Source organism: Pseudomonas sp. Leaf48, from assembly GCF_001421885.1.
In the GTDB taxonomy this organism is placed as follows: Bacteria; Pseudomonadota; Gammaproteobacteria; order Pseudomonadales; family Pseudomonadaceae; genus Aquipseudomonas.
The window spans coordinates 56,577-72,293 of the sequence record NZ_LMLH01000007.1; the positions used below are offsets into that span (position 1 = coordinate 56,577).

Consider the following 15,717-nt stretch of genomic DNA (forward strand, 5'->3'; position numbering starts at 1 on the left):
GCTGAGCCTAGTCGAGGTTGATGACAGTTCCGGGATTTGTATTACCTGACAGATAGCTATCGCGAGCAGGCTCGCCCACAGGGTTCTTGGGTGGACAGGATATTGTGTACGACTCAAAACCTGTGGGAGCGAGCTTGCTCGCGATGGGGCCAGTCAATCCACAGCTGATCCAGCAAGAGCCTTGGCCAACCGCTTGCTCCGCGCCCCTGCCGCCAGATCCATCACCGCCTGATCACGCTGCCACATCGCCGCCCATTGCGGCGGTCCATCGGCCAATGCCTCGTTCACTTCAGCCTTGAGTGCGTCGAATTGCGCAAACAACCCGCCCAGCAATACATGCCCGACCACATTGTTCGGGGCCTGGCGGCTGGCTTCCGCACACCCGCCCAGCAACGCCAGCAAACGCAACTGCAGGTTTTGCGGCCAGTCGCACTCCTGTCCGACGCCGAACAGCCATGCGCTCATCGCGCTCAACACATAGACGTCTTCCAGGGTGCGGAACGGTTTGACGTAGGCATCCCAGCCATCCCCCGCGAGCAATTCACACAGTGCGTTATCCAGAAACAGGCGGCCATGGCTGATGTCGGGCATCAACGGGATCGCCGGGAGTTTTTCCACTCGCGCGCCCGGCTCATCGGGATAGATCAGCGCCAGACTCAGGCGCGGCTCCTGGCCGGGCTCTTCACTGCGAGCGGCGATCAACAGCCAGTCGGCGGCATCGCCAGCGGTGACGAAATCCTTGCGCCCGCTCAGGCGCAAGCCCGTCAGCCGGGTTTGCATGTCTGCCGGACGCAGGCTGCGCTGCTCGGTCGCACATAACGCGCCCAGGCTCGCCGGCGCGCTCGGCCAGAGCATGCGCAGCGCAGCTTGATAGCCCACCAGAAACGCCAGCCCCGGCGTCGCCATCAGCCGTCCGCCAGCCACCGCCAACTCGAACGGCGTGACCGTACCCAATTGTTGTAGCAACGTCGCGAAACCTTCGGCCAGGTCGGGGTTGGCGGGCAAGCGTTCACGGCGTTTGAGCAGGGTTTGCCAGGGCATAAGGGACTCCTTGTGAGCTGTCATATAAGCATCACCAAAGCTTAATGGCGATGACACCGGGGCTACATAGCCTGACCTTGCACAACACGGCTAGACAATGAAAGTCGATTCGCTGTAGCCCAAAGACGGGTGAGCAGCCTGCACGGAGATTCGTCATGACTCAAATCGCCCGTATCAGCGACACTGGCAACCAACGCCGCCTGCAAGCCGAACGCTTGGTCGGGCCCGAGGCATTGCAGCAAGCCCAGGCCTTGCGCTTCAACGTGTTCAGCGGCGAATTCAACGCCAGGCTCAAGGGTGCTGAACTGGGTCTGGACATGGATGACTATGACGCTCACTGCGCACACATCGGTGTACGCGACTTGAACACCGGACACCTGGTGGCGACCACCCGCTTGCTCGATCATAGCGCCGCGAGCAGCCTGGGCAAGTTCTATAGCGAAGAAGAATTCAGCCTGCACGGTTTGGTGCACCTGCAAGGCCCGATCCTGGAGATCGGCCGCACCTGCGTCGACCCGGCCTACCGCAATGGCGGCACCATCGCCGTGCTCTGGGGTGAACTGGCCGAAGTGCTGAATGAGGGCGGCTACAGCTATCTGATGGGTTGCGCGAGCATCCCGATGCAGGATGGCGGCGTGCAGGCCCACGCGATCATGCAGCGCCTGCGCGAACGCTACCTGTGCACCGAGCACCTGCGGGCCGAGCCGAAAAATCCACTGCCGACCCTCGATATCCCTTCCAACGTAATCGCCGAGATGCCGCCGCTGCTCAAGGCTTACATGCGCCTGGGCGCAAAAATCTGCGGCGAACCCTGCTGGGACGAAGACTTCCAGGTCGCCGACGTGTTCATCCTGCTCAAGCGTGACGAACTCTGCCCGCGTTATGCCAAGCACTTCAAGGCGGCTGTGTAATGAGCCGGTTACGGGTGTACGCGCGGATCGCGCGAGTGCTGCTGGTGGTCGGACTGGGCCTGAGCATGGCCTGCGTGTTCGGCTTGTTCGAGCGCCTGGGAATGGCTCATGCGATGGAGCGTCGTCAGCGCTGGTCGCGTTTTTTCATGGCGCGCCTGAGCAATGCCCTGCCCTTTGACGTAACTGTTCAGGGTGAACTGCCAACGACACCCATGCTCTGGGTCAGCAACCACGTCTCCTGGACCGACATCCCGCTGCTGGGCATGCTCACGCCGCTGTCGTTCCTGTCCAAGGCCGAAGTGCGCACCTGGCCGGTGGCCGGCTGGCTGGCGGCCAAGGCTGGCAGCCTGTTTATCCGGCGCGGGTCGGGCGACAGCCAGTTGATCCGCAAGCAGATGACCCGCCATCTGGAACAGGCTCACCCGCTGCTGATGTTCCCGGAAGGCACCACCACCGATGGCCGGTCATTGCGTACCTTTCACGGTCGCCTGCTGTCTGCCGCCATCGACTCCGAGGTGGCACTGCAGCCGGTGGCGATTCGTTATGTGCGTGACGGTGAGCCCGATACGCTGGCACCGTTCATTGGCGATGATGATCTGCTCTCGCACCTGATGCGTCTGTTTGCCAATGAGCGCGGCGACGTGGAGATTCATCTGCTCAAGCCGATCGATTGCCAGGGCCGGGAACGGGCGGCGCTGGCGTTCGAGGCGCAGCAGGCGGTGCAGAAGGTGTTGTTCGGTGAAATTGTCGAACCGCAACGAGCACCGATGCGCCCCGCCATCGCCGCATAAACACATAACCCTTGTAGGAGCGAGCATGCTCCGGGCGGCGTTCCGACGATGGAGTCAAGCACACCGCGGGGAATCAGACTCCCCGCGTTATCGTTAACGACCATCGTCGGAACGCCGCCCGGAGCATGCTCGCTCCTACAGGGGCGGTTATGCTGTTGGATAGTTCTGCGCAAAATCCTGAAGCTGCGGGTAGAACAAGCTGAAATCCTCGCTCAACGGTTCATACAACACGCGCAATTCCTGCATCGCACCCGCCAGCTCTTCCGGCCGGGTCAATCGCCGCGAAATCCCGCGCAGCACCTGCTCCAACACCTCGAATTGCTGATACGACCCCAACCAATCGTTGGCCACCATATGCGGCGCGATCTTCGCCAGACGCTCCGGCAACTGCCGTTCGCTGGACAGCGCCCGGTAAACGTCCGCGGTGAACAGCGGCAATGGCCGGTCGGCATACAGCGCCCAGTCCCGGGCCAGGCAATGGTCGAAAAACACGTCGAGCACAATCCCGGCGTAACGTCGGCGTGTGAGGGAAAACCGCGACAGCGCGACGTCCACCAAGGGATGGCGATCGGTAAAAACGTCGATGCTGCGATGCAACTGGATAGCCGCTTCGATCTCCGGATCGAATTGCCCCTGCAGCCGCCCCTTGACGAAATCACCATACAGGCTGCCAAGCAACTGCCCGGGACGCTGGCCACCAAGGTGAAGATGTGCGAGATAGTTCATGGGCGCAGCTTAGCACTGCCCCCCTGCATTGTTACACTCAACATATCGTTATAACTCGATATAGCGAATTATGAGCTGGTCAGAGCCAAATCATATTTGTATATCGCGAAATATCGATTTAAAGTTCGCTTCATCGCGATATAGCGTTTCACTCATCACGAGCCCACACCATGACCATCAATCTCGACGAAATAATAAAAGCCCTGGCACACCCGGTACGGCGAGAAATCCTGCACTGGCTCAAGGACCCGACCGTCGAATTTCCCGATCAGTCCCACAGCAACGAGCACGGCGTTTGCGCCGGGCAGATCGATCAACGCTGCGGTTTGTCGCAGTCCACGGTGTCCGCACACCTGGCCACCCTGCAACGTGCCGGCCTGATCAGCAGCCGCAAAGTCGGCCAGTGGCATTTTTTCAAACGCAATGAGGAAACCATTCAGGAGTTCCTCAAAACCTTCAGTAATGAGCTCTGACCCTTAACGTCAGCCAGCCAACAGGAATTTAAACATGCCCCTCTCGCTACTCATCCTGGCCTTGAGCGCCTTCGCCATCGGCACCACCGAGTTCGTCATCATGGGCTTGCTGCCCAACGTGGCGGCCGATCTCGGTGTGTCGATCCCCGGCGCCGGCTGGCTGGTGACCGGTTACGCCCTGGGCGTGGCCATCGGTGCGCCGTTCATGGCCCTGGCCACCGCCCGGTTGCCGCGCAAGGCCGCCCTGGTGGCGTTGATGGGGATTTTCATCATCGGCAACCTGCTCTGTGCCGTCGCCGGCGACTACAACGTGCTGATGTTCGCCCGGGTAGTGACAGCCCTGTGCCATGGCGCGTTCTTCGGTATCGGCTCGGTGGTGGCCGCCGGCCTGGTGCCAGCCAACAAACGCGCATCGGCCGTGGCACTGATGTTCACCGGCCTGACCCTGGCCAATGTCCTTGGCGTGCCACTGGGTACTGCCTTGGGTCAGGAAGCCGGCTGGCGCTCGACCTTCTGGGCCGTCACCGTGATCGGTGTGATCGCATTGATTGGCCTGATCCGTTTCCTGCCCGCCAAGCGCGATGAAGAAAAGCTCGACATGCGCGCCGAACTGGCCGCACTCAAGGGCGCCGGAATCTGGCTGTCGTTGAGCATGACCGCGCTGTTCGCCGCCTCGGTATTCACCCTGTTCACCTACGTCGCGCCGCTATTGGGCGAAGTCACCGGCGTCTCGCCCCGTGGCGTGACCTGGAGCCTGATGCTGATCGGCCTGGGCTTGACGGTCGGCAACATCATCGGCGGCAAGCTGGCGGACAAAGGCATGGCCGCGACACTGATCGGTGTCTTCATCGCCATGGCCGTGGTTTCTACCGTACTGACCTGGACCAGCGTCGCCGTGATTCCGACGGAAATTACCCTATTCCTCTGGGCCACCGCCTGTTTCGCCGCCGTACCGGCACTGCAAGTGAACGTGGTGACCTTCGGCAAGGCCGCTCCGAACCTGGTGTCGACCCTGAACATCGGCGCTTTCAACGTCGGCAATGCGCTGGGTGCCTGGGTCGGCGGCAGCGTGATCGCCCACGGATTCGGCCTGACCAGCGTACCACTGGCCGCAGCCGCACTGGCGGTACTCGCCCTGCTGGTGACCCTGATTACTTTCCGCCAGAGCGGCAATCCCGAGCTGGCAACTGCTACCAACTGATTGACCATTACCTCACGAGGGTTGTATTGCATGACGACTATTTTCGATCCAATCAAACTGGGCGACCTTGAGTTGGCCAACCGCATCATCATGGCCCCGTTGACCCGCTGCCGCGCCGACGAAGGTCGCGTACCGAACGCGCTGATGGCCGAGTACTACGTGCAGCGGGCCTCCGCTGGCCTGATCCTCAGCGAAGCCACCTCGGTCACGCCGATGGGCGTCGGCTACCCGGACACCCCGGGCATCTGGTCCAATGATCAAGTACGCGGCTGGGCCAACGTCACCAAGGCGATCCACGGCGCCGGCGGCAAGATCTTCCTGCAGCTGTGGCACGTCGGCCGGGTTTCCCACGACTCGTACCTGAACGGCGAAAAACCGGTCGCCCCAAGTGCCATCCAGCCTAAAGGCCACGTCAGCCTGGTTCGCCCATTGGCCGACTACCCGACCCCACGCGCCCTGGAGACGGCGGAAATCGCCGACATCGTCGACGCGTACCGCACCGGTGCCGAGAACGCCAAGGCTGCCGGTTTTGATGGCGTGGAAATCCATGGCGCCAACGGCTATCTGCTTGATCAGTTCCTGCAAAGCAGCACCAACCAGCGTACCGACAACTACGGAGGCTCCCTGGAAAACCGTGCACGCCTGTTGCTGGAAGTGACCGACGCAGCCATCGAAGTCTGGGGCGCCGGCCGCGTGGGTGTGCACCTGGCACCGCGCGCCGACTCCCATGACATGGGCGATGACAACCTGGCCGAAACCTTCACCTACGTGGCCCGTGAACTGGGCAAACGCGGCATCGCGTTTATCTGCTCCCGAGAAAAAGAAGGTGCAGACAGCCTCGGCCCACAACTGAAGGAAGCCTTCGGCGGCCCCTACATCGCCAACGAACGCTTCACCAAGGACAGCGCCAACGCCTGGCTGGCCAGCGGCAAGGCCGATGCAGTCGCCTTCGGCGTACCCTTCATCGCCAACCCGGACCTGCCGGCTCGCCTGAAGGCCGACGCACCGCTGAACGACGCACGTCCGGAACTGTTCTACGCCAAGGGCCCGGTTGGTTACATCGACTATCCGACGCTGTAAAGACTGGGTAGGCTCTTACAGTTGTACGCAGAAACGCAAAAGCCCCGATTCGAAAGAACCGGGGCTTTTTCATGCACGCGACGCAAAAACCGCACAAACAAAAACGCCGCTCAATGAGCGGCGTTTTTGTGAAATTGGAGCGGGAAACGAGACTCGAACTCGCGACCCCGACCTTGGCAAGGTCGTGCTCTACCAACTGAGCTATTCCCGCAAATGGCGTCCCCTAGGGGACTCGAACCCCTGTTACCGCCGTGAAAGGGCGGTGTCCTAGGCCACTAGACGAAGGGGACACGCTGCCCGGAACACATGGTGTGTGTTTCGGTGCCCAGATCCGCATCCGAAGACTTGGTTCTGGTTTCACTCAGCCCTGCCCGAAGGCAACGCTGTTTAAAATTGGAGCGGGAAACGAGACTCGAACTCGCGACCCCGACCTTGGCAAGGTCGTGCTCTACCAACTGAGCTATTCCCGCATTGGCGTCCCCTAGGGGACTCGAACCCCTGTTACCGCCGTGAAAGGGCGGTGTCCTAGGCCACTAGACGAAGGGGACACACGTACAACATTCACTCCCTGCTTCGTTTCGCTGTGTGCTTTACGCTGCAAGTGGCGCGCATTCTATGGATGGATTGAGAGGTCGTCAACCCCCTGATATAAATTTATTTAAATCAATGACTTCGACCTGCTTTTGGGCGCCCCTGAGGATTTTCCGCTGGTCGACATCTGGCGCCTATATTCTGACACCTCTCAAGGCGTTATAGTCAGCCCAGTGATGGCACTCTCTATAGTAGGTGCCATCATTTATAGAAGCAGGGATGCGGCCGATACAATTACAGGGATGTCCGATTCCTCCCGTCGTGCGGGCCCGGGCGCATATATGCAAGCCACCGGACTCACAGGCAAACCTATAAGAAGAGGTCTTACCGGTGACACCACTCATGATCACCCTGCTAGTCGTAGCCGGGATCGCACTGCTGATCGTCATTGGCTACATGAACCATGTAGTGGAAAACAACAAGCTGGAAAAGGCCCGTACCAAGGCTGAACTCAATGACCGCTTGCGTCGCTGCGGCGAGATCACCGAAACCTTCCCCGGCCAGTTGATGACACCCGCGCTCAAGTTGCTGCTGACCCGCCTGGAACTGAACGTGTGCCATCGCCTGCTTAATCTGGAAAAATCCAGTGCCAACCTCAAGGCGCGAATCATCGAACTGGAAACCCTTGCCGCCCAGGGTGAATCCATCCCGGTCAACAACCCGCCGGCACCGATCCAGACCGAAGCCAAGGCCAAGGATGTACGCTTTTTACTCGAAGCCCTGCACGGCCAGATCACCCGCGCCGCACAGGACGGTTTCCTGCTGCCCACTGAAGCCAAACGCTGGATTCGCGAAGTCCGTCACATCCTCGTCCTGCTGCACATCGAGTTCTTCAACAACCTCGGCCAGCACTGCCTGCAACAGAACCAGCCCGGCCAGGCGCGCCTGGCGTTCGAACGTGGCGTGCAATACCTGCGCAAGCAACAGGAAGCACAGCTCTACGCCGAACAACTGGAGTACCTGGAAAAACTCCTGGCCCGGGCCAATGACCAGGTCATGGACCGCACAGCGCCGATGGAAGGCGAAGTGAATCAACTGACCCAAGGCCTCAAGGACGTCGAGGCGGATGCGGACTGGAAGAAGAAAGTGATCTACGACTGATCATGGGATGTTAAAAAGCCACCGAATGAGGTGGCTTTTTTATGTCGATTCGGGGGCGTGGCCTGCAAGCCGTCTTCAGAACGCCGTCACGCCACCATCCACAGCCAGCGAATGCCCCGTAGTGAAGGCCGCACCATCACTGCACAGATACAACACGGCGCTGGCGATTTCTTCGACCTTGCCGATGCGACCTACCGGGTGCATGGCATTGGCGAACTCGCCTTTTTTCGGGTCGGCCTCATAAGCGCGACGGAACATGTCGGTGTCGATGACCGCCGGACATACCGCGTTGACCCGAATCTTTTTCTTGGCGTATTCGATGGCCGCCGATTTGGTCAAACCGATCACCGCGTGCTTGGAGGCTGCATAGATGCTCATTTTCGGTGCTGCCCCGAGACCGGCAACCGAAGCGGTATTGACGATCGCACCGCCGCCTTGGGCCAACAACAGTGGCAACTGGTATTTCATGCACAGCCAGACGCCTTTGACGTTGACGCCCATGATCGCGTCGAACTCATCGAGCGTGCCATCGGCCAGCTTGCCTTTCTCGATCTCGATGCCGGCATTGTTGAAGGCATAGTCCAGGCGACCGTAGGTGGCGACCACTTCATCCATCAGGTTTTTTACATCGCTTTCCAGCGTCACGTTGCAGCGCACGAAGGTCGCTTCGCCACCTGCTGTACGAATCAGCGCCACCGTCCCTTCACCGCCCGCCGCGTCCATGTCCGCCACCACCACCTTCAGACCTTCGGCGGCGAACGCCTGGGCGGTCGCGCGACCGATACCGGCTGCTGCACCTGTCACCACTGCTACCTGCCCGGAAAACGTCATGCTCATTGCTGTGTCCTCGAAAAGAAGAAAACGGGGGATCGCCTGTTTTCAGTCTAGCGACAGGGACGTTGCCGGCGGCAGCACTATCAGAAGCCCGGTTGGACGCCCATGATTTGCAGTGATGGAACTGCCGTACCAACTATCACTGCTCTGGATCAACCTGCATTCGCCACATCAGCCAAACTTGCGGCATTGACGTTGAAGGGCTATCAACAAAGCTCCATTCATCTTGAGTGCCTGTCATGACTACCCAGACCAATCGCCAATTCCTGCTCGCCAAACGCCCTGTAGGCGCGGCGACCCGTGAGACGTTCACTTATCAGGAAGTACCGGTTGGTGAGCCGGCGGCGGGTCAGATACTGGTCAAAAACGAATACCTGTCCCTGGACCCGGCGATGCGCGGCTGGATGAACGAGGGCAAGTCCTACATCCCGCCGGTCGGTCTCGGTGAAGTCATGCGCGCACTGGGTGTAGGTAAAGTCGTCGCTTCGAATAATCCGGGGTTCGCGGTCGGGGACTACGTCAACGGTGCACTGGGTGTGCAGGATTATTTCCTTGGCGAGCCGCGGGGTTTCTACAAGGTCGATCCGCAGTTGGCGCCGCTGCCGCGCTATTTGTCGGCACTGGGAATGACCGGGATGACCGCGTACTTCGCCCTGCTCGACGTCGGTGCGCCGAAGACCGGTGAAACCGTGGTGTTGTCGGGTGCAGCCGGGGCGGTGGGCAGCATTGCCGGGCAGATCGCCAAGATCAAGGGTTGCCGGGTCGTCGGCATCGCCGGTGGTGCTGACAAGTGCAAGTTCCTCATCGATGAACTGGGTTTCGACGGCGTCATCGACTACAAGAACGAAGACGTCATCGCCGGCCTCAAGCGCGAATGTCCTAAAGGCGTGGACGTGTATTTCGATAACGTCGGCGGTGACATTCTCGACGCGGTGCTGAGCCGCCTGAACATGAAGGCCCGGGTGGTGATCTGCGGCGCAATCAGCCAGTACAACAACAAGGAAGCGGTCAAGGGGCCGGCCAACTACCTGTCACTGCTGGTCAACCGCGCACGCATGGAAGGTTTTGTGGTGATGGACTACGCCAGCCGATTCGCTGCGGCCGGGCAGGAAATGGCCGGCTGGATGGCCCAGGGGCAGCTCAAGAGCAAGGAAGACATTGTCGAGGGACTGGAGACCTTCCCGGAGACGCTGATGAAGTTGTTCAGCGGGGAGAATTTCGGCAAGTTGGTTCTGAAGGTATGACCGTTATTTGATCTACCCATTTGCCAATGTGGGAGCGGGCTTGCTCGCGAATGGGAGTGTGTCAGTCAACATCAATGTTGCCTGACATGCCCTCTTCGCGAGCAAGCCCGCTCCCACATTTGGTTTTCAGCGATTGATCAGGCGAGTTCGGCCACCACCGCAGCCAGCGCTTTGGCCGGGTCTGCCGCCTGGCTGATCGGGCGGCCGATCACCAGATAGTCGGAACCGGCATCCAGCGCCTGCCGCGGGGTCAGGATCCGGCGCTGGTCGTCCTGGGCGCTGCCCGCCGGGCGAATCCCCGGGGTCACCAGTTGCAGGGACGGGTGCGCCGTTTTCAGGGCCTGGGCTTCCAGTGCCGAGCACACCAGACCGTCCATCCCGGCTTTTTCGGCCAGTGCCGCCAGGCGCAGAACCTGCTCTTGCGGCTCGATGTCCAGGCCGATACCGGCCAGATCCTCACGCTCCATGCTGGTCAGCACGGTCACGCCGATCAGCAGCGGTTTCGGACCGCTGCGCTGGTCGAGCACTTCACGGCACGCAGCCATCATGCGCAGGCCACCGGAGCAATGTACGTTGACCATCCACACGCCCATCTCCGCAGCCGCTTTGACGGCCATGGCAGTGGTGTTGGGGATGTCATGGAACTTGAGGTCGAGGAACACTTCGAAACCCTTGTCACGCAGGGTGCCGACGATTTCCGAGGCACAGCTGGTGAACAGTTCCTTGCCGACTTTGACCCGGCACAGCTTCGGGTCCAACTGATCGGCCAGCTTCAGTGCGGCGTCACGGGTGGGGAAATCCAGGGCGACGATGATAGGAGTCTGGCAGGCGGACATGAGTGGGCTCTCAGGCAAGTCGAAATCGGCGCGCATTGTAGCGGAACCAGCGCCGCTGCGGGACCCGATGATCGGTAAATCGTCGAGAACACTCAGCCAAGACTAGTCTTTGGGGCCATTGTGTCGAGTCCGATACAGACACGACACACTCTCGACACCCCCGCCTCAGGACTTCAGGGCCTGCGATCTTCAACGCGGGCTTGCGTCTTGCTCCAGTCAGTCAACAGGCTGTAAGCCACCGCCAGCAACGTCGGGCCAATGAACAAACCGATGAAGCCAAAGGCGATCAACCCGCCAAACACCCCGAGCAATACGATCACCAACGGCAGGTTGCCGCCCCGGCTGATCAGGTACGGCTTGAGCACGTTGTCGACGCCGCTGATGATGAACATGCCCCAGGCGCCGAGAAATACCGCCATGCCGTACTCGCCCTTCCAGGCCAGCCAGGCCGTGGCCGGAATCCATACCAGCGGTGGTCCCATGGGAATCAGGCTGAGCAGGAAAGTCACGATACCGAGCACCAGCGCCCCGGGCACCCCGGCAATCAGGAAGCCGATAAGCGCCAGCACGGCCTGGGCCGCCGCAGTACCGATCACACCATTTACCACCCGCTGCACCGTACCGGCCACCAGCTCGATGTAATAGCCGGCACGCTGACCGATCAGGCGCTCCAGCAAGCCGTGAACAAACGCCGCCAGCCGAGGCCCGTCCCGATAGAAGAAGAACACGAAGACGATGCTCAGGGTCAGCTCGAGAATCCCGCCGCCGATCTGCGCGCTGCGCGCCAGCAACCAGTTGCCGACCTGCCCTAGATAAGGCTTGAGCGATTGCAGCATCGCCGCACCTTGCTGGTCGATGCTGTTCCAGATCCCCGTCAGGCGCTCGCCTACCAGCGGAATACTGCCCAGCCAGGCAGGAGCCTCGGGCAGGCCTTCGACCTGTGCATCCTTGATGAACGCCGTGGCATCGCGCACATGATCGGCAAGGTTGAAACCCAGCCATACCAGGGGAGCTGCTACCAGCACCATCCAGCCCAGCGTCAGCAATGCCGCCGCCAGGGATTCGCGGCCATTGAGCCAGCGGGTCAGCAGACGCATCAATGGCCAACTGGCAAAGGCCAGGACCGCGCCCCAGAACATCGCCGACCAGAACGGCGCCATCACCCACAGGCTCGCGCCAAACAGCACCACGAGCAGGATCTGCACCAAAAGGCGATCGTTATTGATCATCTGCAATCTCGAAAAAGTCAGTCAGCAAAAGAGTAGGCGAACGTGTCGCCCACGTTCGCCGGGTAAAGCCTACCGCAATAGTACGATGTGCAGGCCAGAGCCTTCGACACTGCCGGTTTCCAGGCGCGCCGCGCGTACGCCCTGGCCGATCAGCGCCTGACGCCAGGCCTCGGCATTTGCTCCGGAAACACTGACCCGCAGGGTGGTGTCCAGGTTCAGTCCGCGAGAAATCAGACGCAGCCAAGCGTCATCAGGTGCTGAAGTCAGTTTGGGGAAATCGAGTTCGCCGGTGCTCTTGAGTTCACGCAACAAGGTCGCCGACGTCGGCAGCAAATCGCCCAATGGCGCTGCGGCGTCGAACTGTTCGACGTGCAGATAGGCTTTGCGATTGCCACGGGTGATGCTGTAGAGCGCTACAAGGGTGTTGTCCCGGGGGGCGGCCAGACGCAGCAGCAAATAGGCTTGTTGATCGTCGGAGCCATACAGCTTGGCATTGCCGAAGACTTCGTTGGCCCATAGGCTGCTTTCACCGCAATCGCGGGCCTGGCACCAGAACAGCAATTGCGCGTCCTGTTTCTGCAACGCCTCGCGGGCGGCGGTGAAGGCTTCGGTCGATGAATGTTCCGGTGGCAGCTCGTAAGTCACCGAAGTGGCATTGCCACGGGTGCTGACCTGACCGTCGAAGCGCAACTGGCCGCTGATCTTGCGGATCGAGCCCAAGGGATAGATCCGCTCCAGTTCGGCTGCGGGGCGATAGTCGACGATCTGCGCGTCGGCCATGCGCGGCACGATCGGCAGGTCCTGACTTCCCGGAACATCGGCGGCAAACAACTGGGGGCTGAGACAGCATAGCGCCAACAGGCTGATGGAACGCACGGATAGACTCATTGGATCAGCATGGCCTGGGCATCCTTGACGACAGTGGCTTGATCGGGGCGTTGCGGCGCCCAGGCAGTTCCACCGATGGCGCGATCGACATTCGGGGTCGCGGTGTAGAGATCTATCATGGTTGTCTCCCTTTTCAACCCGCCCAGCCTCGACAGTTGCCCGGCGCAAGTCAAGGAATGGCGAAGAACCGATTGAAACAGTCTGCGACAAGATCCGCACCTGCTTCGTCATTCAGGTGCAAATGGTGCCCGCCTGGCAACTGTTCATGGCTAAAGGGTAGACGTTCCAGCAACTCGGGATGTTTGGCGAGCATGCCGTCGGCAGCCACCACCAGTTTCGCCGGACAGCTGACTCGCTGGACGAAAGCCATGGCCTGCTCGGTGGTCAGACGCAGCGGCGATGGCAACGTGAGACGACTGTCAGTGCGCCAGGTGTAACCGCCCGGCACCGGCATCAGGCCACGTTGCGCCAGCAGTCCGGCGGCTTCACGACTGACTGCCACCAGACCTTTCATGCGCACCTCGATGGCATGATCGAGTGTGTCATAGACCGGTTTGCGCTTTTCCCGCAGATCCAGCTGCGCCTGCAGGGCCATGCCCATGCGTTCGGCGGCGTTTTCGCCTTTGTCGGTAGGAGGAATGATTCCATCGATCAACGCCAGGTGAGTGACACGCTCCGGCATCGAACCGGCAATGATCAATGAAGCGATGGCACCCATGGAGTGCCCCAGCAGGGCAAAACGCTGCAAGCCCAGTTGTTCGGCGACCTGCAGCACGTCATGGGCATAATCCCACATGGCGTATCCGGCACCCGGCGGGCGGTGTCCGGAATGGCCGTGGCCGGCCATGTCCAGGGCGATGATGCGCAGGCCTTTGAGCTTGGGCGCCAGGCGCGCGAAGCTGTTGGCGTTGTCCAGCCAGCCGTGCAGGGCAATGACCGGCAAACCGTCTTGCGGGCCGAACAAGTGCGCCGCCAGCTCGATGTGCGGCAGGCTCAGGCGGACTTCTTCGAAGGCGTGGTTCATGCGCAATCCTGTTGTTGGAGGCCGTCCCAGCGGTTGAACAGATCTTTCAACAACGAGGCGGTATCCAGCGGTCGCTCAAGGGGAAACATGTGGCCGCCGGGCATGGTCAGGGACTCGCCCTGGGGCAGGCGGCCGACGGAACTGGAATGGTGACGCATCACCACGCGGCTATTGTGCCCGCGCACCACCGCCAGGGGCACTTTCAATTGCCGGGTGCTCCCTGGACTGGTGTGTGGAACGCCACGGTAGATGCTGATTTCCGTGGCCGGGTCGAAACGCAGGCGCAGCTTGTCACCCACCTGGTGCAGGCCATGCTGCAGGTAGGCATCAAAGCATTCCGGATCGAAACCGCGAAACAGGGTTTTCCCGGCAAAATAGCGACGGGCACTTTCCAGGTCGCAAAACTCCTCGCGACGTCCCAGGGTGCGTCCGGCCGGGGTCAGGCGGTCGATGAAACCGAAACGCTTGGCCGCGCGGATGACCCATTGATCGGTGCGGGTAAGTACCGGTGAATCGAGCATGACTACGCCGCGATACAGCTCGGGACAACGCAATGCCGCGTGCAGGTGCAACACGCCACCGAAGGAGTGGCCAACGCCCCACACCGGTTGTGATTGCTGCTGCAGGTGATGAATCAGCTCATCGACCAGGTTGTACCAGTTGTCGTCCGCCGGGAAGCGCGGGTCATGGGCGTGTTGCTCCAGATGCGTCACCTGAAACTCGGGTGCCAGCGCCGCAAACAACTTGCCGTAGGTCCCGGAAGGAAAACCATTGGCGTGGGCGAAAAATATCTGTTGCGACATACCTGCAAATCCATGAGCGAGAACAGGGGTTCATTGTCCGCAAGGAAACATCTTGCAGCAATGACCGTAACTGACAGGAATGATGACAGTCAGGTCAGATCAATCATTGGGGTCTTTTGAATCGTTTGCCCCTCACCCCAGCCCTCTCCCAGAGGGAGAGGGGGCCGACCGAGGTGTCTGGTGTCATACATCGACCTGAGAAATCGAGTCGATTATGGATTCGCACAGTACTGTCAGGTCGCAGTATTTCTAAAGAAACCCACGATCAGTCCCCTCTCCCTCCGGGAGAGGGTTAGGGTGAGGGAGCTAACCCAAGAGTCGAGCTGATTACGGATTCACCCCAGCACTGTCAGGTCGCATTATTTCTAAAGAAACCCACGATCAGTCCCCACTCCCCCTGTAAAAGGTGTAAACGATGTCCCCGGTCTCATGTGTAAAGGATGTACCGGTCTCTACAGTGAGGGATCGATCCAACTGCGCGAACCCGATCTCAACGTGCCGGCGGCTGCTCACCCAGCGGCACCACCGCCATGGTCAAGCGCGACACGCAACTGGCCTTGCCTTCGTCGCTGGTCAAGCGAATATCCCAGACATGGGTCGTGCGCCCGATGTGAATCGGCTTGGCCACCGCCGTCACCCGCCCGCTGCGCAGCCCACGCAGATGATTGGCGTTGATTTCAAGGCCCACGCAATAGAACTTGCTGGCGTCGATACACAGGTAGCTGGCCATTGAGCCCACCGTTTCGGCCAATACCACCGAGGCGCCACCGTGCAGCAAGCCGTAAGGCTGGTGAGTGCGGTGATCGATGACCATGCTCGCGGTCAGGGACTCTTCGTCGAAGGCTTCGAAACGGATATCCAGCACTTCGCCAATGGTGTTTTTCTGGATTGCGTTCAACTGTTCGATGTTGGGAGTGGTACGCCACAGGCTCATCGCAGATTTC

The 15,717-nt window shown here is 60.5% G+C and carries 17 protein-coding genes and 4 tRNA genes; 7 read left to right on the top strand and 14 right to left on the bottom strand.

From position 1 onward, the window contains the following. Positions 1-153 precede the first annotated feature (153 nt). On the bottom strand, positions 154-1,041 hold the full coding sequence (locus ASE98_RS07350; protein WP_060540727.1) for an acyl-CoA dehydrogenase family protein: 888 nt from the start codon (positions 1,039-1,041) through the stop codon (positions 154-156). A 155-nt stretch (positions 1,042-1,196) separates the two neighbouring features. On the opposite strand from ASE98_RS07350, the gene olsB reads away from it, so the two are divergent. Both olsB and ASE98_RS07360 read left to right on the top strand, forming a co-directional pair. Beyond that, complete coding sequence (olsB, locus tag ASE98_RS07355) at positions 1,197-1,952, top strand: L-ornithine N(alpha)-acyltransferase (RefSeq protein WP_060540728.1); 756 nt, start codon at positions 1,197-1,199, stop codon at positions 1,950-1,952. Further along, positions 1,952-2,743, top strand: a complete 792-nt coding sequence (locus ASE98_RS07360; RefSeq protein ID WP_060540729.1) for a lysophospholipid acyltransferase family protein — start codon at positions 1,952-1,954, stop codon at positions 2,741-2,743. Before olsB ends, ASE98_RS07360 begins: the two co-directional genes overlap by 1 nt. 147 nt (positions 2,744-2,890) lie before the next feature. Here the strand turns inward: ASE98_RS07360 and ASE98_RS07365 are convergent, their stop codons facing one another. Then, complete coding sequence (locus ASE98_RS07365; protein WP_060540730.1) at positions 2,891-3,469, bottom strand: acyl carrier protein phosphodiesterase; 579 nt, start codon at positions 3,467-3,469, stop codon at positions 2,891-2,893. A gap of 170 nt (positions 3,470-3,639) precedes the next feature. Between ASE98_RS07365 and ASE98_RS07370 the strand changes: the two genes are divergently transcribed. From ASE98_RS07370 to ASE98_RS07380, 3 genes are read left to right on the top strand one after another with little or no spacing between them, the layout of a single operon-like run. Then, complete coding sequence (locus ASE98_RS07370; protein ID WP_060540731.1) at positions 3,640-3,942, top strand: ArsR/SmtB family transcription factor; 303 nt, start codon at positions 3,640-3,642, stop codon at positions 3,940-3,942. A gap of 34 nt (positions 3,943-3,976) precedes the next feature. Next, the gene (locus ASE98_RS07375; RefSeq protein ID WP_060540732.1) at positions 3,977-5,143 is read left to right on the top strand and encodes an MFS transporter; all 1,167 of its coding nucleotides are present in this window, start codon (positions 3,977-3,979) and stop codon (positions 5,141-5,143) included. 30 nt (positions 5,144-5,173) lie between these two features. Then, positions 5,174-6,223 carry an alkene reductase gene (locus ASE98_RS07380; RefSeq protein ID WP_060540733.1) on the top strand — a complete coding sequence of 350 codons (1,050 nt, stop codon included), beginning with the start codon at positions 5,174-5,176 and terminating at the stop codon, positions 6,221-6,223. A gap of 135 nt (positions 6,224-6,358) precedes the next feature. Here ASE98_RS07380 and ASE98_RS07385 read toward each other — a convergent pair. From ASE98_RS07385 to ASE98_RS07400, 4 genes are all read right to left on the bottom strand, one after another. Then, a tRNA-Gly gene (locus tag ASE98_RS07385) sits at positions 6,359-6,434 on the bottom strand. A 3-nt stretch (positions 6,435-6,437) separates the two neighbouring features. Next, positions 6,438-6,513: transfer RNA gene (locus ASE98_RS07390), tRNA-Glu, on the bottom strand. 104 nt (positions 6,514-6,617) lie between these two features. Continuing rightward, positions 6,618-6,693, bottom strand: a tRNA-Gly gene (locus ASE98_RS07395). A gap of 2 nt (positions 6,694-6,695) precedes the next feature. Continuing rightward, positions 6,696-6,771, bottom strand: a tRNA-Glu gene (locus ASE98_RS07400). A 385-nt stretch (positions 6,772-7,156) separates the two neighbouring features. Here ASE98_RS07400 and ASE98_RS07405 point away from each other — a divergent pair. Next, complete coding sequence (locus ASE98_RS07405) at positions 7,157-7,915, top strand: hypothetical protein (protein WP_060540734.1); 759 nt, start codon at positions 7,157-7,159, stop codon at positions 7,913-7,915. 75 nt (positions 7,916-7,990) lie between these two features. Here ASE98_RS07405 and ASE98_RS07410 read toward each other — a convergent pair whose 3' ends face one another. Then, positions 7,991-8,752: an SDR family oxidoreductase gene (locus ASE98_RS07410; protein WP_060540735.1), complete on the bottom strand. Its 762-nt coding sequence runs from the start codon at positions 8,750-8,752 to the stop codon at positions 7,991-7,993. A 236-nt stretch (positions 8,753-8,988) separates the two neighbouring features. Here ASE98_RS07410 and ASE98_RS07415 point away from each other — a divergent pair, with 236 nt between their 5' ends. Beyond that, positions 8,989-9,993 carry an NADP-dependent oxidoreductase gene (locus ASE98_RS07415; protein WP_060540736.1) on the top strand — a complete coding sequence of 335 codons (1,005 nt, stop codon included), beginning with the start codon at positions 8,989-8,991 and terminating at the stop codon, positions 9,991-9,993. Positions 9,994-10,130: 137 nt separating this feature from the next. On the opposite strand, the gene pyrF is transcribed toward ASE98_RS07415, so the two are convergent. The 7 genes from pyrF to ASE98_RS07445 form a co-directional block, all read right to left on the bottom strand. Beyond that, positions 10,131-10,829, bottom strand: a complete 699-nt coding sequence (gene pyrF, locus ASE98_RS07420) for an orotidine-5'-phosphate decarboxylase (protein ID WP_162237386.1) — start codon at positions 10,827-10,829, stop codon at positions 10,131-10,133. A 173-nt stretch (positions 10,830-11,002) separates the two neighbouring features. Next, positions 11,003-12,058, bottom strand: a complete 1,056-nt coding sequence (locus tag ASE98_RS07425) for an AI-2E family transporter (RefSeq protein WP_060540738.1) — start codon at positions 12,056-12,058, stop codon at positions 11,003-11,005. Positions 12,059-12,127: 69 nt separating this feature from the next. Further along, positions 12,128-12,934 (bottom strand): DUF4892 domain-containing protein, encoded by an 807-nt coding sequence (locus ASE98_RS07430; protein ID WP_060540739.1) that lies wholly within the window; start codon positions 12,932-12,934, stop codon positions 12,128-12,130. A gap of 8 nt (positions 12,935-12,942) precedes the next feature. Beyond that, positions 12,943-13,065 (bottom strand): hypothetical protein, encoded by a 123-nt coding sequence (locus ASE98_RS27465; protein WP_256352807.1) that lies wholly within the window; start codon positions 13,063-13,065, stop codon positions 12,943-12,945. A gap of 50 nt (positions 13,066-13,115) precedes the next feature. Next, positions 13,116-13,970 (bottom strand): alpha/beta hydrolase, encoded by an 855-nt coding sequence (locus ASE98_RS07435; RefSeq protein WP_060540740.1) that lies wholly within the window; start codon positions 13,968-13,970, stop codon positions 13,116-13,118. Beyond that, positions 13,967-14,773 (bottom strand): alpha/beta fold hydrolase, encoded by an 807-nt coding sequence (locus ASE98_RS07440; RefSeq protein WP_060540741.1) that lies wholly within the window; start codon positions 14,771-14,773, stop codon positions 13,967-13,969. The genes ASE98_RS07435 and ASE98_RS07440 overlap by 4 nt, the downstream gene beginning before the upstream one ends. 490 nt (positions 14,774-15,263) lie before the next feature. Continuing rightward, the gene (locus ASE98_RS07445) at positions 15,264-15,707 is read right to left on the bottom strand and encodes a hotdog fold thioesterase (protein WP_042560476.1); all 444 of its coding nucleotides are present in this window, start codon (positions 15,705-15,707) and stop codon (positions 15,264-15,266) included. Positions 15,708-15,717: the final 10 nt, after the last annotated feature.

Coding starts and splice junctions, on each gene's coding strand:
- ASE98_RS07350 (WP_060540727.1), bottom strand. CDS start 1,041: ATGCCCTGGCAAACCCTGCTCAAACGCCGTGAACGCTTGCCCGCCAAC.
- olsB (WP_060540728.1), top strand. CDS start 1,197: ATGACTCAAATCGCCCGTATCAGCGACACTGGCAACCAACGCCGCCTG.
- ASE98_RS07360 (WP_060540729.1), top strand. CDS start 1,952: ATGAGCCGGTTACGGGTGTACGCGCGGATCGCGCGAGTGCTGCTGGTG.
- ASE98_RS07365 (WP_060540730.1), bottom strand. CDS start 3,469: ATGAACTATCTCGCACATCTTCACCTTGGTGGCCAGCGTCCCGGGCAG.
- ASE98_RS07370 (WP_060540731.1), top strand. CDS start 3,640: ATGACCATCAATCTCGACGAAATAATAAAAGCCCTGGCACACCCGGTA.
- ASE98_RS07375 (WP_060540732.1), top strand. CDS start 3,977: ATGCCCCTCTCGCTACTCATCCTGGCCTTGAGCGCCTTCGCCATCGGC.
- ASE98_RS07380 (WP_060540733.1), top strand. CDS start 5,174: ATGACGACTATTTTCGATCCAATCAAACTGGGCGACCTTGAGTTGGCC.
- ASE98_RS07405 (WP_060540734.1), top strand. CDS start 7,157: ATGATCACCCTGCTAGTCGTAGCCGGGATCGCACTGCTGATCGTCATT.
- ASE98_RS07410 (WP_060540735.1), bottom strand. CDS start 8,752: ATGAGCATGACGTTTTCCGGGCAGGTAGCAGTGGTGACAGGTGCAGCA.
- ASE98_RS07415 (WP_060540736.1), top strand. CDS start 8,989: ATGACTACCCAGACCAATCGCCAATTCCTGCTCGCCAAACGCCCTGTA.
- pyrF (WP_162237386.1), bottom strand. CDS start 10,829: ATGTCCGCCTGCCAGACTCCTATCATCGTCGCCCTGGATTTCCCCACC.
- ASE98_RS07425 (WP_060540738.1), bottom strand. CDS start 12,058: ATGATCAATAACGATCGCCTTTTGGTGCAGATCCTGCTCGTGGTGCTG.
- ASE98_RS27465 (WP_256352807.1), bottom strand. CDS start 13,065: ATGATAGATCTCTACACCGCGACCCCGAATGTCGATCGCGCCATCGGT.
- ASE98_RS07435 (WP_060540740.1), bottom strand. CDS start 13,970: ATGAACCACGCCTTCGAAGAAGTCCGCCTGAGCCTGCCGCACATCGAG.
- ASE98_RS07440 (WP_060540741.1), bottom strand. CDS start 14,773: ATGTCGCAACAGATATTTTTCGCCCACGCCAATGGTTTTCCTTCCGGG.
- ASE98_RS07445 (WP_042560476.1), bottom strand. CDS start 15,707: ATGAGCCTGTGGCGTACCACTCCCAACATCGAACAGTTGAACGCAATC.